Annotated in this window: 13 protein-coding genes; 3 read left to right on the forward strand and 10 right to left on the reverse strand. The window is 61.5% G+C overall.

The window, feature by feature from the left end; translation table 11 throughout:
* Window positions 1-44 precede the first annotated feature (44 nt).
* A complete protein-coding gene (locus HX824_RS00830) occupies window positions 45-860 on the reverse strand; it encodes an AraC family transcriptional regulator (RefSeq protein ID WP_003217127.1) in 816 nt (271 codons plus the stop codon).
* 261 nt (window positions 861-1121) lie between these two features.
* On the opposite strand from HX824_RS00830, the gene HX824_RS00835 reads away from it, so the two are divergent.
* Window positions 1122-1394 (forward strand): DUF1652 domain-containing protein, encoded by a 273-nt coding sequence (locus tag HX824_RS00835; RefSeq protein WP_003217129.1) that lies wholly within the window; start codon window positions 1122-1124, stop codon window positions 1392-1394.
* A 148-nt stretch (window positions 1395-1542) separates the two neighbouring features.
* Here the strand turns inward: HX824_RS00835 and HX824_RS00840 are convergent, their stop codons facing one another.
* Complete coding sequence (locus HX824_RS00840; protein ID WP_177054025.1) at window positions 1543-4011, reverse strand: UvrD-helicase domain-containing protein; 2469 nt, start codon at window positions 4009-4011, stop codon at window positions 1543-1545.
* A 218-nt stretch (window positions 4012-4229) separates the two neighbouring features.
* On the opposite strand from HX824_RS00840, the gene HX824_RS00845 reads away from it, so the two are divergent.
* On the forward strand, window positions 4230-4925 hold the full coding sequence (locus HX824_RS00845) for a pirin family protein (protein ID WP_003217133.1): 696 nt from the start codon (window positions 4230-4232) through the stop codon (window positions 4923-4925).
* A gap of 124 nt (window positions 4926-5049) precedes the next feature.
* On the opposite strand, the gene pgm is transcribed toward HX824_RS00845, so the two are convergent.
* The 4 genes from pgm to HX824_RS00865 all read right to left on the reverse strand — a co-directional run bounded on the left by pgm (window position 5050) and on the right by HX824_RS00865 (window position 11328).
* Complete coding sequence (gene pgm / locus HX824_RS00850; RefSeq protein WP_177020824.1) at window positions 5050-6696, reverse strand: phosphoglucomutase (alpha-D-glucose-1,6-bisphosphate-dependent); 1647 nt, start codon at window positions 6694-6696, stop codon at window positions 5050-5052.
* Between the two features lie 99 nt (window positions 6697-6795).
* Entirely contained in the window at window positions 6796-8208 is a 1413-nt protein-coding gene (locus HX824_RS00855; RefSeq protein WP_177054026.1) for a PLP-dependent aminotransferase family protein, read from the reverse strand.
* 24 nt (window positions 8209-8232) lie between these two features.
* On the reverse strand, window positions 8233-9654 hold the full coding sequence (locus tag HX824_RS00860; protein WP_177054027.1) for a hypothetical protein: 1422 nt from the start codon (window positions 9652-9654) through the stop codon (window positions 8233-8235).
* Window positions 9655-10305: 651 nt separating this feature from the next.
* A complete protein-coding gene (locus HX824_RS00865; RefSeq protein WP_003217140.1) occupies window positions 10306-11328 on the reverse strand; it encodes a zinc-dependent alcohol dehydrogenase family protein in 1023 nt (340 codons plus the stop codon).
* 248 nt (window positions 11329-11576) lie between these two features.
* Here HX824_RS00865 and HX824_RS00870 point away from each other — a divergent pair, with 248 nt between their 5' ends.
* Entirely contained in the window at window positions 11577-12491 is a 915-nt protein-coding gene (locus HX824_RS00870; protein ID WP_003217142.1) for a LysR family transcriptional regulator, read from the forward strand.
* Between the two features lie 75 nt (window positions 12492-12566).
* Here the strand turns inward: HX824_RS00870 and HX824_RS00875 are convergent, their stop codons facing one another.
* From HX824_RS00875 to HX824_RS32845, 4 genes are read right to left on the reverse strand one after another with little or no spacing between them, the layout of a single operon-like run.
* The gene (locus tag HX824_RS00875; protein ID WP_134326668.1) at window positions 12567-12752 is read right to left on the reverse strand and encodes a hypothetical protein; all 186 of its coding nucleotides are present in this window, start codon (window positions 12750-12752) and stop codon (window positions 12567-12569) included.
* 20 nt (window positions 12753-12772) lie between these two features.
* Complete coding sequence (locus tag HX824_RS00880; RefSeq protein WP_177054028.1) at window positions 12773-14641, reverse strand: FUSC family protein; 1869 nt, start codon at window positions 14639-14641, stop codon at window positions 12773-12775.
* A complete protein-coding gene (locus HX824_RS00885) occupies window positions 14641-15549 on the reverse strand; it encodes an HlyD family secretion protein (RefSeq protein ID WP_177020820.1) in 909 nt (302 codons plus the stop codon). The genes HX824_RS00880 and HX824_RS00885 overlap by 1 nt, the downstream gene beginning before the upstream one ends.
* Window positions 15550-15559: 10 nt before the next feature.
* Complete coding sequence (locus HX824_RS32845; protein ID WP_371319406.1) at window positions 15560-15748, reverse strand: DUF1656 domain-containing protein; 189 nt, start codon at window positions 15746-15748, stop codon at window positions 15560-15562.
* Window positions 15749-15845: the final 97 nt, after the last annotated feature.

A 15845-nucleotide genomic window follows, 5' to 3' on the forward strand; every position in this document is an offset into this window, starting at 1 on the left:
GCTCCACCACCACACTTCGATGGCAGTGATCCTAGAGCCTGGCCTCAGGGGCTGTCTTGCGCGCGTGCACGCAGGGAAATTTGTTTGACGTAGGCCTTGGGCGACTGGCCGGTGTGCTGGCGGAAGCTGCTGTAGAACGCCGACGTCGAATTGAAGCCGGCGGCAAACGCCAGTTCGTCGATGCGGATCGGCGGCGCGGCCATTTCCAGTGCAGCCAGCAAATGCTGGAGGCGTGCCTGGTTGACGTAGCGATAAAAACTTTGCCCCAGCACCTGGTTCAACAGGTAGGAAATCTGATTGCGGCTGTACCCGCACTCCTTCGCCACCCGTTGCAGGTCCAGCTCGGGGTCCAGATAGGGTTGCTGGCGCTCGAAGTACTGTTGCAGGTCGTTGGCCATGTAGCTCAGTTGCTGCGGCGACAGGCCCAGGCGGCTGACGGTCGGGCGTGTGGTCTCGCGGCGGCTGGCAGACTGCTCGTGGACCAGGGAGGCGTACTCGTTGACCCGCCAGATCAAGCCATCGCGCACGGTAATCGCTTCGCTGGTGCGAAACGACACCAGGCCCTGGCCGCCACGCAAGGTGATGCGGTATTGGATGAACGCGGTGTCGCCGTCGGCGCGGATGCGGTCGGTGTGTTCGATCGCTTCGTCGGCGCCACGGGGCATGCTGGCTTGCAGGTATTCGCGCAGCTCGCCGGCACCCACCACGCGGTTCTGGAAGAAATCGTGGTACTGGATGTCCGGATGGTAGTACGACATCACTCCATCCAGGTCCCGATCCCGCCAGCACAGATGGTGACGCAGTACCAGCTTGGCCGTAGCTTGGGTTTTCTGGGAGTCATCCGGAATGATGTCTTGCATTGAGCGCTCTACGCCGGTGAAAAAAGAGGCAGCTTGCCCAACTGCCCGTACCCGCTCAACGGCCATTTGATATTTCCGACTAATGGCCTTTCGCTTAATACCACGCAGCACGTGACCCATATCAACGTTATTGAAAACAACTGCCGGACGGGACGAAAAAACTCCCATGCCCGATGCGAACGAATGCTATTTTTAATGCTCACGACGGCCAGGACCAGTGACGGTCATGGCGCCCCTGCAGCGAGCTAAAGGAAGCGCTCAATGAACAAGGTGGGCAACATGAACAAAGTGACATTCCCCAATGCCTGCCAGTTGATGCGCTGGCACTTTCATCCTATGGGCTTTGAGGCGAGCATGGATGCTCCCGGCAGTATGATCGCCCGCCTGTTCGACCGCGCCAGCGGGGAAACCCTGATTGCAATTGCCGGTATCCCTTGCGCCACGGTGATGAACGCTGCTGACGTGGAACGGATCATCGAGGCGGTTGAGGATGAACTGGAGTCGTTTGTGCCGCCGCTGTCGCTAAGGGCTTGATCTGGCAACGCAGGTATCCTGTGGCGAGGGAGCTTGCTCCCGCTGGGTTGCGTAGCAGCCCCAAAATCCTGGGAGCGCTGCGCACTCCAGCGGGAGCAAGCTCCCTCGCCACAGCAAGCTCCCTCGCCACAGGATTCAACGTCACCCCTTATGATTTGCTGATGCGCTGGTCGTCAAAAAACGGTTTGTCCCCGGCAACCCGGTCCGAAGCCTTTGGCACATTCACCCCTTGGCCATCCTGGCCGTCGACATACCAATAGCAATGGCTCACCGCCCGGGTAATGCCCACATAGGCCAGGCGCAGCACTTCGTCTTTCTGCGCGCTGTCGTAAGCTTCGGTATCGCCGTCCTTGCCCAATCCTGCCATGCGGTAGACCTGGTTCTTGTACGGCGAACTGGTCAAGTGCAGGCAGTCGCCCAGCAGGAATACCGCATCCGCCTGCAAGCCCTTGGCGCTGTGATAAGTCAGTTGCTTGAGCCGGCGGCTGCCGTACGGCAAACTAGAATCCACATTAACTACCGACTGAATATGCTCTTGCATCAATGACTTATCGCTGCTTTTTCGATACAGCATTAACACCGAGTCACCCTTTTGATAGTGCGCCAGCAGTTGTTGGCCCAGCGCCGCATCGTCACGGTCACGCACCGTGACCGGCACCAACTCCTTCGCGGTTCCACTGGCCTTGGCTTTCTTGCCGCTGATGGCCGGGGCCGCCCGCACAATGTGCTCGGCAGCATCGATCACGTGCTGATGGCTGCGGTAGTTCTCGCCCAGCATCACCCGGGTGGTCGTGGGTGACGGGAACTCCTTGTTGAACTCCATGAAATACTTGGGCGAACTGCCACGCCAGCCATAGATCGACTGCCAGTCATCGCCCACGCACAACAGCGAAGAGCGCTGGGCCCCGCGCCCCACGTGCATGGCCGGCCCGCGGCTGCGGATCTCCCGCAAGCTGGCCCGGATCCACGAGACGATCTGCGGCGATACGTCCTGGAATTCGTCGATCATCAGGTGCGACATCGGCCGTAGCAGCGGGTCGCTGAGCAACTTCAGGTTCTCCGGGGTGTTTTCGCCAAACAGCGAGAACATCCGGTTGTAGGTCATGACCGGTGGCGACTGGTCCAGCAAGTGATCTTCGAGGGCCTTCCAGAAAATGCTCAGTGCCTCGAAGTAAAAACGGTCTGGATCATCCTTGGCAAAACTCATCTTGCCCACGGCGGTGGGCACATCCAGCCCGAGGTTCTCGATGAACCCGGCGGCGGCAACAAAGCTGTCCAGCAACGGTGCCGAACCCAGCTCGCCCTTGACCTTGTAATCGAAGCCCGGGCCCGCTGTTGCGTCACCTGCCAGGCTGCTTAAAAGCCGCTTGGAAGACTCGTAGCTTTCTAGCCATATCAATGGCTTACGGCAGAAAGCTTGAAATAGGGTTCGCTTTACCGCCCATTCGGCACGTACTGACAGCTTGGACCCGGGTCGACTGACCTGGGCATTTTCCCGCGGGTCGAAGCCCAGTACGACCCAGGCACCCAGTTCGGCAATGTAACCATGGCAGTGAAACTTCGCGCCGTTGATATCGAACGTCTGGCGATTGGGCTCGATGCCCTTGATCGGCCAGGCGCCGGCACGAAACCACAGGTCTTCGATCACATCGCAGAGTTCTTCATCGCGCTTGGCCGCCAGTTCGGTCACCGCCACGCGTTTTTGCACGTCCGGGTGATCCCGCTCCAGCTCCTTGAGTTGCAGGGCATGGCGCGCCAGCGGGGCGATCAGTTCGCGGAAGCGTTCATGGCGGCCATGCAGCCGGTGATAGCAGGCATTCAGTTGCTGGCGCTGGGCGTCGTTGATCCGCAATTCGAAGGGGTTGCTGTCGGCCTCATCAAAGCCCGCTTCGGTCCGCGCATTGAGGTTCTCGAACGCCTGCAGCCGTTCAAGGCCCGGCAGGCTGCGCACCATTGGCAGGATGCGTGAGTGAAAGGTCCGCACCACCGCTTGCGCTTCTTTCATACCAAGGGGTTGGCCCCACAAGGCGAGAATTTCCATGAGCTTGTTGATGAAGTCCTTGCGCGACTCACGGGTGAAGGTCACCACCGTCATCGAGCTCAGCTCGAAGCCCAGGTAATGGGTCAGCAGCAGGATACGCAGCACCAGCGAGGTGGATTTACCCGCGCCGGCGCCGGCGATCACCGAGGTGGACGGCGTATCGCTGAAAATCATCTTCCATTGCGCCGCACTCGGCTGGGCATGGGCCGGCAGCAGGCGCGCCACATCAGCCTTGATGCGTTTTTTCAACTCGGCGGTCAGCGGCAGGCGCCAATCATCGAACAGGTTGTCGTCAACACCCGGCGCAGTGTGCTCATCCGGCCGGAAGTCACGAATCAGCAGGACCTGGCGGCCTTCTTCGATACCATCCGCCTTGCCTTCCTTATAGCCATACTCCACGCCGGCCGTGTGGCCACTGCGAAAGCCGTCGGCCTGGCCATGCAGCCATGAGAAACGGTGCTGTGCCCGCAGGCGCGTCAGGCCGTGACCGAATAATCGGGCGGCGAGCCGTTTCAACAGGGGCATTTCGGCCAGTGGCCGCAGTTCGGGAGGCAGATCGGGGGTGTGTTGCGGCACGCGGACTCCTGCGATGCTTTAACTCGGACAAGAGCCCTATGGTCGCCGCAAATGCCCCACAGTTCCAGCCAATTGCTTTGCGCTCATGCAGTTAGGCGATGAAGTGAAGACAAGTCCTGAGCATCGGCATCGAAGCATTCGATAGGAATCCAGCATTTTTTACGCTTTTTATCGATCTGGCGCTGCTGGATGATGGCTCCCATCCACAGGAGACGATCATGCTTGAACTTCGACCTTTCAACACCCTGGGCGGCGCCAATCACGGTTGGCTGGACGCTCACCACCACTTCTCGTTTGCCGAATACCATGACCCCAAGCGCATGCACTGGGGCAACCTGCGGGTGTGGAACGATGACCTCATCGCACCGGGCACCGGCTTCCCGCAGCACCCGCACCGGGACATGGAAATCATCACCTATGTGCGTGAAGGCGCCATCAGCCATGCCGACAACCTGGGCAACCAGGGCCGCACCGAGGCCGGCGACGTCCAGGTAATGAGCGCCGGCACCGGGATCGCCCACAGCGAGTACAACCTGGAAGCTACGCCGACCAAGATTTTCCAGATCTGGATCATTCCCAATGAGGCCGGCTTGCCGCCGTCGTGGGGCGCTAAGCCGTTTCCGAAGGGTGACCGCGAAGGGTTTGTGACCCTGGCCAGTGGCAAGGCCGGAGACAGCGAAAGCCTGCGGATTCGGGCCGATGCACGCTTGGTAGCGGCAAACCTGAAAGCCGGTGAAAGTGCCGAGTATCGGCTGGACAACGGACGCCGGGCGTACCTGGTACCGGCCACCGGGGTGATTGAAGTCAATGGCTTGCGTGCACAAGCTCGAGACGGTGTGGCAGTTGAGGATGAGCAGGTACTGCGGGTGACAGCGGTTGAGGACAGCGAGATCGTCTTGGTCGACCTCGCCTGACCGAGCTTGAATGTGGTGAGGGAGCTTGCTCCCGCTGGGGTGCGAAGCGCGCCCAAAAATGGGACTGCTGCGCAGTCCGGCGGGAGCAAGCTCCCTCGCCACAGGTTAATCAGTCACTTTGGTATCAGTTAGCCGAGATCGCCCCGTCCACCAACACCTGGGCCTCTTCCACCAGTTGCTTGAGGTGATCTTCGCCGATAAAGCTCTCGGCGTAGATCTTGTAGATGTCCTCGGTGCCCGATGGCCGTGCGGCGAACCAGCCGTTTTCAGTCATGACTTTCAGCCCGCCGATCGCCTGGTCATTGCCCGGCGCGTGGCTGAGGATCTGCTGGATGCTTTCCCCCGCCAACTGCGTGGACGTCACCTGGTCTGGCGACAGCTTGCCCAACAAGGCCTTCTGCGCCGGAGTCGCCTTGGCATCCACCCGAATGGCGAACGGCTCGCCCAGTGCATCGGTCAGCCCGCGATAGATCTGGCTTGGGTCCTGGCCTTTGCGCGAGGTCATTTCCGCCGCCAGCAGCGCCGGGATCAAGCCGTCCTTGTCAGTGCTCCACACGCTGCCGTCCTTGCGCAGGAACGAGGCGCCGGCACTTTCTTCGCCACCAAAACCCAGCGAACCGTCGAACAGGCCATCGGCAAACCACTTGAAGCCCACCGGCACTTCGTACAGGCGACGGCCAATGCGCCTGGCCACGCGATCAATCAAGCCGCTGCTGACCACGGTCTTGCCCACCGCAGCATCAGCGCGCCATTCGGGGCGGTTCTGGAACAGGTAGTCGATGGACACGGCCAAGTAGTTGTTCGGCGCCAGCAAGCCACCGGACGGCGTCACGATGCCATGGCGGTCGTGGTCCGGGTCGCAGGCGAAGGCCACGTCATAACGGTCCTTGAGGCCGATCAACCCCTGCATGGCGTAGCTGGAGGACGGGTCCATGCGGATCTGGCCGTCCCAGTCGACGCTCATGAAGCGGAAGGTCGAATCCACTTCGGTGTTCACCACGTCGAGGTTCAGGCGGTGATGCTCGGCGATGGCCGACCAGTAGCGCACCCCTGCTCCGCCCAGCGGATCGACGCCCAGGCGCAAGCCAGCGTTGCGGATGGCATCGAAGTCGATGACGTTGACCAGATCGGCCACGTAGGTGTTGAGGTAGTCGTGGCGATGAGTGGTGTCGGCCTTCAGCGCCTGGGCATGGGTGATGCGCTTGACCCCGGCCAGCTTATTGGCCAGCAGTTCGTTAGCCTTGGCTTCGATCCACTTGGTGATGTGGGTGTCGGCCGGGCCGCCGTTGGGCGGGTTGTACTTGTAGCCGCCGCTTTGTGGCGGGTTGTGGGACGGCGTGATCACGATGCCGTCGGCCAAACCACTGGTGCGGCCGCGGTTGTAGCAAATGATGGCGTGGGAAATCGCCGGTGTCGGGGTGTACTCATCGCCTTCGGCGAGCATCACGTGCACGCCATTGGCGGCCAGCACTTCCAGCGCACTGGCGCCGGCCGGGGTGGACAACGCGTGGGTGTCGAGGCCGACAAACAGCGGGCCGTTGATGCCCTGGGCTTCACGGTACAGGCAAATGGCCTGGCTGATGGCAAGCACGTGCCATTCATTGAAGCTGAGGTCGAACGAGCTGCCGCGGTGTCCGGAGGTACCAAAGGCGACGCGCTGGGTGGAGATCGCTGCATCAGGCTGGCCGGTGTAATAGGCCGTTACCAGTCGCGGGATGTCTACCAGCAATTGAGCTGGTGCCGGCTTGCCCGCAAAAGGACTGAGAGTCATGCATAAACCTCGGAAAGAGAAGGATTCGGAAAAAAGTGCAGTTTACTGGGACTTGGACTGCTCCGCGACGTTATAAATCCTACAGCAATCAGCGAAATTTCATTCAGTGCCGGTCTGTGCCTGCCTGAGCGCCAGAGCCAGCTCATCCAGGGCATTCTCCAGGTTATGGGCGCCGTCAACGGCATGGCTCAGCCGCAGATGCTGGCAGTGCAGGCCACTGAGGCTGAACAACTCCCCCGGCGCAATCACCACCTGCCGGGTGAGCAGGCGCTGGAACACCTGGCGCATATCCACCGGGGCCTCTGAGCGCAACCAGAAGGTCGCGCCAGCGACGGGCATTCGGTAGCTCACCTGGTTGCCCAGATGCGTGTCCAGCCGCAGGCCCATGAGCCGGGCCTGCTCTTTGAGTTGCGGTCGCAACTCCCGCAGATGCTGGTCGATGCGCCCGCTTTGATAGAGCCGCGCAATCGCGCGCTGGCGGATAGAGGACAACCGGAATGCGCGCAACAGGAACTGGCGCTGCAGCTCGCCGCTGAGGTGGCGCGACAGCAAATAGCCAAACGGCGCTTCCGGCCCGAGCATCTTCTCGAACGTGGAAAACACCATCAGCCGCTCGGGATTGGCCAGGTCCCGTAACGCGGTGATTGGCTGCCCGAAGCCGAGGTCACCATGGCTGTCATTTTCTAACAACCAACAGCCATGCTGGTCCAGCAATCGCACTAGCTGCAGGCGGTCATGGGTGGACAGGACTACGCCGGACGGCAGGCTGACACCGGATGACAGCAACGCCAGCTGCACCGGCTCGGTGCTGAGCAATTGCTCGAACAACGCCAGGTCCAGGCCGTCGTCCGCCGTGAATGGCAATTCGAGAACCCTCACGCCTGCCCCCTGCAACAACCGCAGGATCAGCCAGTCACACGGGGATTCGACGATGATCGCAGCGCCCTTGAGACCCAGCACCTCGATCAGGATTTCCAGTACCCCGCGCAAGTCGGCGCCGATGTATACCTCGTCCGCCTGCCAGCAACGGGTCGGCGACGAGGTATAGCGCGCCGCGAGCGTCGCCCGCAGTTCCCACACGCCACAGGGCTGCGACCATGGCTGCAGATGATGCGGGTAATGCCGCAACAGTTCGCGCTCGAGCAGCAACAGCGCTGCGTCCAGTGACGCCGCAAGTGCCGGCTCATCGGCGCTGAGCACGCGCATTCCCGGACGTCGCGCACTGGCATAGAGGCGCTCCAGCAGGTCGCCACCGCTGCTGCCTGGCGGTTTATTCAACACCGGCCAGGCGTAGTAGCCCGACTTGGGCACCGAGTACACCCGGCCCTCCTTCTCGAGCAACGAATAAGCGTATTGAATGGTCGAGATCGACACATTCAGGCGCTCCGCCAGCTGCCGCAATGATGGCAGTTTTACCCGGGCATCCGTGCCCACCTCGCCGATGAGGTTGATCATGTAGCGATACACCGCCTGGTAGGCGAAGTCGGTTTGCCGGTCGTCCCTGAGGTTCATCGCTGGTCACCCGCCGCCACCCGCTTAACGCCCCGCCAGTTGGTAGGCTGCCAGGGCGGGAGCATCTTGCTGTGGCGTCTCGGCCATGCCCGGCACGCCGGTGGCTGGCCGCTTGCGATAGAGATGTTGCAGCAGGTCGATCGGCAACCCGCTGATGTCGATGGCCCATTGCACCAGCATCTCGGCCACCGGCTTGCCTTGCAGCGCCTTGTGCAGCTCGGGAAGTGCCACCAGCATGCCGGGGTGGCATTGGCGCAAAAAGCTTTCGAGGCGCTCGCCGTGACGGATAAACGGCGAAAACATCAGGCAGTTCAGTTGGCTTTCATCCAATCCGAACAGCGCCTGGGCGTAGTCGGCCGCCAGCGCTCGACCATCCTGGGTCGCTGCCTGTGCAATCAGGTGTTCGGGAATCTGCTTGCGCCGCATGAACAGCGCGGCCTGCTGCATGAAGCCCTGTGCGCCCTCCTCGTAATCCAGTTCCCGCAGGCACTCGGCCTGCAGGCCCCGCAGATGGGCCATCAGCAACGGGTTCGCATAGCTCGCGTGGCTGAAATGAAAGCCAAACTCGTCCGGTTCATAGCCCATGAACTGACGCAACAGCGGCCCGGAGGTGTATTCGGCCGCGTCCTTAAGGTCGGCAGCGCCGATATAGGCCAAGTGGCGATGGTTGTCCGTGTCGGACTTATCGGCGACGGCGTAGCGCTCGCCGTAAAGGTCGCAGTAATAGGCGTTGCTCCACTCGTCCATGCGCGCGAACAGCCCGCTGAGCACCAGGGGCTGGCGCGGCGGGATCTCTGCACCGCTCGCCAGCGCGGCCTTCTTCAGCCACGCCAGGTACTCCCGCTGCTTGCGCGCGGAGTCACCGCTGACCAGCGCGTGCACGCCGCCATTGCAAGTGGTGACGCGCTGGTAAAAGTCACCGAGGGCCAGGTAGGCGTCGTTGCACAGGGTTTGGCGAAGATCTCCCGAAGTCAGGTGCCCCACCATCAGCATATTGCGCCGGCTGGTGTCGCGCGCCGCACTGGAGGCCGGCCGCAGGTGGTTGAACGGCAAGACTTCCTGATTCTCGACCATCAGCAATTCGACACGCGCATCGTCATGCAGGAACAGCGCGCTGTAGCCGCGATGCAGCGTGTCCAGGGCATTTTGCGACATGCCGGCATGGCGCAAGGTCGCGACCCGCAGTTGAAACGTCCGCGGCGCCCGGCCTGCAAGCGTCAGCTGGGCTGCCCGCAACAACGCCAGGACATAGCTGCTGCCGGCGCCTGCGCCGTGAGCTACCAGCACCTTGTATTCACCGATCCGCTCCATGCCGCCTGCCGCTACCACGATTCGTTGAATCAATAACTGGAGCGAGGTACGTTCTGTTCGAGAGAAATGCCCTATCAAGCGTTGCAATACTTGTTGATAGACATAGTTCATGGCTTGTTCGTGAATAGCGCTCATAGTTCTACTACCTGAGTTGAAATATCAGTTTCGGGCAATCGTTGACGGCATTTGCCTGACCTGTTGTTTCTGTAGGGGCGTTACAACATGTGACATTCAATGGAGATTAGCACCGGGCCCTACCTGCCAAGCCTGCCTTTGGGGGCTTCCAGTCCCGAAAAGGCGCCAAGCCAAGGGGCACGCAGCCCAAACCGAAAGTCTTAGGAACGCTCTGACAACTTCCTACGCTGCTTTAACTTACAAACTAGAGAAGCATCCGACATAACCCACTTCAATATTGATGTTCCGGCAAAACAGCCATGGGAAACATTATTGGGCTTGACGGATGTACGGGGTGATTTCATATATTCAATCATTGCTCAATCCTTGAGATAAAAGTGACGGGGCAATTATCGGCACTTGAATAATGATTAACAGATACAGAACGCCGGCTAAAACCGGTTCAGATGGGGGCTTGCATGGGGTATCGAGTGTGCAGACACGACAACGCCGCGCTGGGATTCAGGGCGGCGTCAGGGGCATACATCTGGTTTATCGGGCTGAAGTGCTGAAATCCCGATTCAAGCGGTGGGCAGGTTAAGTCCTGTCAAATGGCGCATTTGCCCCATGCGCCCGGGGGCAGGAATACTCGCTTGAGAATATTCCCACAGATCAAACAGTTTCTACCTGCAAGGCAACCCGTTCACGGCACGGACATTCGTCCATATAGCGGTGCGCTTCAACGAACTGGCTGAACGGAAATACCGTGGTTTTCAGCGGTACCAGCACCTTGTCGGCGGTCAGTTGGTTGATGTCACGCAGGGCTCGCTGCAAGGCCACCTGGTCCTGGATGATGCCCAGTTCCGGTTTGCCGGTGAAGTTGCCGATGCAGTGCACAAAGAACTGAATGTTCTTCTGGAACGCCGCGCAGGCCGGGAATGGCGTCTGGTTGCCACCTTGCAGGCCGTACAGCACCAGGCTGCCACGCGGCGCCAGCACATCACCCAGCAACGACATCTGCGGGCCACCCAAGCCATCGAACACCACGTCTACGCCGCGGTTGTCGGTGAACTTGTTGACTTGCATCAGCAGGTCCTGCTCTTCGGTGACGATGACCTTCTCGGCCCCGAGGGACAGCAGGTATTCGCGCTCATCACTGGTCTTGGTCGCAGCAATCACCCGCACACCCAGGGCTTTGCCCAGTTGCACGAACGATGGGCCGGCACAGTGGCTGGCGTCCGTTACCAGGGCGAATTGCCCGGGTTTGACCCGCGCCAGGTCCATGTACGCAAAGTAGGCAATCAGCAGCGGCGTGTAGTGCACGCTGGCTTCGATCGGGCTCAGGACATCCGGGTAGCGGGTCAGGGCCGAGCGCGGCAGGACGATCTGTTCGCCGTACACCGGGTAGTCATTCGGGCTCTCGGCCGGGAAGCTGGCGACCTTGTCACCCACCGCCAGGTCGTCGACACCCTCGCCAACGGCCACAACCACGCCGGCCATTTCATGGCCAAGGCCGGAAGGCAAGCGGGCATGGGACGACGCCAGGTTCTGGCGCCACAGAATGTCGTACCAGCTGATGCCAATCGCCTCGACGCGCACCTGCACTTCGCCCGGTGCGGGCTTAGCGGCTGCATGCTCTTCGCATTTGAGCACCTCGGCCGGACCAAACTTGTGAAAACGGATCGTGCGGGACATCGCAAACCTCGTCAAAGTAACCTCTATTGCCATGAACTCTATCTGGGCTTTCGGGGCAAGACCACCGGTCGCCGTTAATAGTCGACATGCCTGTCATTGATTCCGCACATACGGAAAAGGTGCCAAGCCATGTAGGAAAACTGAATTAGCCGGTGCAGAGTACCAGCCTTTCCCCGTAAGATTCATGCCGGTCATTGTTCTTATATGACCGCTCCCGTCAAGTTTACTGACGCCGCCTGGGACACAAGATGAACCGTAACGACCTGCGTCGTGTCGACCTCAACCTGTTGATCGTATTCGAAACCTTGATGCATGAGCGCAGTGTGACCCGCGCTGCCGAGAAACTGTTCCTTGGCCAGCCGGCCATCAGCGCAGCCCTGTCACGCCTGCGCGGCCTGTTCGACGACCCGTTGTTCGTGCGTACCGGACGCAGCATGGAGCCCTCGGCCCGTGCGGTAGAAATCTTCGCCCTGCTCTCCCCGGCCCTGGACTCGATTTCCACGGCCGTCAGCCGCGCCTCCGAATTCGACCCGGCCACCAGCACCGCGGTATTCCGCATCGGCCTGTCGGACGACGTCGAATTCGCCCTGCTGCCGCTGCTGCTCAAGCGCCTGCGGGCCGAAGCCCCCGGCATCGTGCTGGTAGTGCGCCGCGTCAACTACATCCTGATGCCCGGCCTGCTGGCCTCCGGCGAAATCTCCATCGGCGTGAGCTACACCACCGATTTGCCGGCCAACGCCAAGCGCAAGGTATTGCGCCGCAGCAAGCCGATGCTGTTGCGGGCCGACAGCATGCCGGGCTCCATGAGCCTGGATGACTTCTGCGCGCGGCCCCATGCCCTGGTGTCATTCGCCGGGGATTTGAGCGGGTTTCTGGATGAAGAACTGGAAAAACTGGGCCGCAAGCGCCATGTCGTGCTGGCTGTGCCGCAGTTCAATGGGCTGGGGACATTGCTGGCGGGCACCGATATTGTCGCGACCGTGCCGGACTATGCCGCTGAAGCGTTGACTTCAGCGGGTGGCTTGCGGGCTGAGGAGCCGCCACTGCCGGTGCGCACATTTGAATTGCACATGGCGTGGCGTGGGTCACAGGACAATGATCCGGGGGAACGGTGGTTAAGGTCGCGGATTCAGATGTTCTTCGGCGACCCGGACAGCCTATAAAGCAACAGCACCGCCGGGCATCACACCGAACTCGTCACTTCGCTCCGAATAGATTGCAATTCCCCGGGAACCGGCTCATCGCTGGCGATCGGCCTTGGGCCTTGAATCGCGGCCAGCCGCCCGGTGCTCAGCGAGCTTTTTTTGCTCTTGTTTGAATTGCTGTTGCCAGCGGGCCAGCGCCTCAGCCCCGTCCGATGCCTGCACCGCCATTGGCACAGACACGATCATCCCGAAAAGCGTCCAGATAAGGAGTTGCTTCATTTCATCTCACCTTCGTTGTTTTAGCTGAAACTGGTTCGGATATCGGCACGCTGGTATTGGTCGAGCAACCCCGCCAAATCCCGGTAACAAGCAGCCAGGTCGCGGGCACCAAGGCGGATCAGTGATCTCGACGTACGCCGGGCCTGGGCCGCGCTGATCGCTGAATCGAAGGCATATCTGGCAATACGCCGGTCGCCCGCTTGCACACACCTGGCGATTGATGAATCAGGCTCCAGGTCGCGTGTCTTGCGGTGCAGCAACCTTAACTGTCGACCCAGTTGAAGCGAGACGGCACCGGCCTCATCGGCGCCCGACAGCGCTTGCAGGGCAACCATCCGGTGCTGTTGCGTGGCCTGCCACTTCAGAAGATCCATGCGGTGCCAGCGACGCAGTAACTGGCGCGTGTCTTTGTGCAGCGCGGTCCTCAGGACGTCGGCGTGGCTGGCGGGTTTCCCCGGCAGCAACTGGAAGGCCAGCAGGCAGATAGCGAGCGTCACCATCCAGGCCAGGGCTTGATTCACGAAGTCAGCGAAGTCGTATTGGGCGGTCCCGGCGGTGCCGACCAGGGTGTTGAACGTAATCAGGTAGGCGACGCCTTGCAGGGCATGGCGCGGCCGGGTCGTGGCATGAATCCCGACCGCCCAGAACGCAGCCAGCACCACCGTGAGCAACCCGAACCCGCTGATGTGCGGCAACAGCAGGAACTTACACCCCGCCGCTGCCAGGATTGCGTAGAAGGTTCCCCTGGCAAGGCTCGCAATGCCTTGCTCGGGCGCCGCGCTGGTGGCCAGCAAGGTGCAGAACGGACCCAGTACGGCCAGCAAGGTTGGCCCCTGGTCCCAGCCGGTGAGGTACCAGACAGCACCGGTCGCCAGCGTGGCCAGCAACGCTCGCACACCGTTACGCAGTGCAGCGCCGTAGTGTCGGTGAAACCCCACGGCGCGGGCCGGCGGCAGGGGCGCGCGCTCAAGGCAGGCAAAACTCGACAAGGCGCTGGCCAGTTCGGCCAATGGTTCATTCAGACGCCGCTGGCTCGCGCCTGGTTCAAGGCTGGCTTGCAGCTCCCGGACACGATCGGCCGCCACGCAAAACCCGGGCATGGCTTCAGCCAGCTGGCGCAACTGTGCGCCGATTCCAGCGTGCGAAGGTATCGCACATTCGTCGAGCACCACGGCATGCAGATACGCAAGTCCTGCCTGCAGGGTCGCCAGCCTGGCGCGGATCAGCACCGACTCGCCCCGACCAATCCCGAGAAGGTCGTCCACTTTGCTGATATCGATGGCCAGCGGGTCCTGCGCACGCGCCGGCCCGCCGTCAAACCGCACGGCCAATAACCGCAGGGTGCGCGACGAGACGTCGCGAAGTGCCATGGTCAGTGTGCGCTCGACGGTCTTGCGGCTGAATAACGTGGCCACCAGGCTCAGGCTCAACACCCCCAGAACAACGGCCGTGCCCCGTCCGACGATATGTTCGAAACCTTGCTGCGGCGCGACGATGGCGGGCCCCAGGGCCAGGCAAACGGTGTAGCCGGCGACCACCGCCGCCGTGGCCTGGTAGTGCCGAAGCACGGTCATGGCGCCGACACAAAGGCCCAGCCATACCCCGATCCCGAGGATAAACAGCAGCATTTGCTGGGCGAACAGGCTGGTCAGGACCAATGCCACAGCCAACCCCACGAGGGTACCCAGTGCCCGGTGGAAGCCCTTGCCAACCACTGCCCCCTGCAGCGGATGGATCAGCAACAACACGGTTGAGGCGGCCGAGAATGGCGAATCCAGGTGTAATTGGAACCCCAGCCACAGGGCCAATGAGGCCGCCAAAAGACTACGCAGCACATAGCCCGAGGTAGCAGCTTCCCATGCCCCCAGCATGCGCAGTGCACGGAGCATCACATGAACGCCTGAAGCCATTGCACCAGCCTCCAGCGCGGCGCCGTGCCCTCCTCGGCAACCTCGATGCTGGCGGTCATCCCCGCCGCCAGTTCCACACCGGGCGGCACCTTGTCCAGTTCAATCCGTACGGGCACGCGCTGGGCCAGGCGTATCCAGCTGAACGTAGGCGCCACCTGGGGCAAACCACTGTTACTGCGCAGCTCGTTGCCGTCGGCAATGCCCCGACCAATGCTCGCCACATGCCCTTCGAGCAGCGGTGAAAAACCCATCAGCTTGATGGACGTCACAGCCCCCACCCGAACACCGGCCAGCTTGGTCTCCTCGAAGTAACCGGTGACCCAGAAGCTATGGCTATCGACCACAAAGATATTGGTCTCGCCCGCTGCCGCGTAATCACCCGGCTGCAGCCGCAACTGGGTCACATAGCCGTCGACCGGCGAACGAATCGTCGTGCGGTCCAGATCCAGCCGCGCATGGGCCAGTTGGCTGCGGGCCGCATCCAGGCGCGCCCTGGCCACCGCCAGGTCCCGGGCTGCGTTGTCGGTTTCCTCCCGCGCAATCGCATCGCCGAGCTGGTTGCGGCGTTTGAGCTGTGCACTGCGCTGCTCGAAAACACTGCGCGCCTCGGCAAGCTCGGCCGTGCGCTGTTGCTGGGCAAGCAAGTAGCTGCTGCGATCGATCTGGTACAGCAACGCGCCCTTGGCGACCCACTGGTTGTCACCCACCAGCAGGTGTTCGACCTGGCCGGACACCTCGGGGGCAATACGGATAACTTGCGCGCTGACACGCCCGTCCCGCGTCCAGGGGGCCAACTCATAGGCACGCCACAGTTGCGTGCAGAACAGCAATGCGGCCAGCCCGAGCACCAGGGTGACGAGGGTCTTGAGGATGTGTTTGATGATCATCGCGCTGCCCTCAAAAGCTCAGAACCAAGGTCGAGAGCACGATCAGCGACACAAAGAAACGCGCCAGGCTGGGGTGCCAGGCCCAATCCAGCCCGCGCCGCAGGGCCCGCTCCAGTAGCCCGTACACCAGGGCTGCAACGCCGACGTAGAGCAAGAACGGAGGAATGTAGAGGTGGGCAATCGTGATTTCGCTGAGCATCGGTTGAATCTCGCAGTCGGCAATCACCTTGATCGCCTTGATGAAGATGGTAGGGACTGCAAGGTCGTGCCGATATTGAGTATGCTGCCAGGATATA

The organism is Pseudomonas sp. D4002 (genome assembly GCF_013385665.1).
GTDB lineage: Bacteria > Pseudomonadota > Gammaproteobacteria > Pseudomonadales > Pseudomonadaceae > Aquipseudomonas.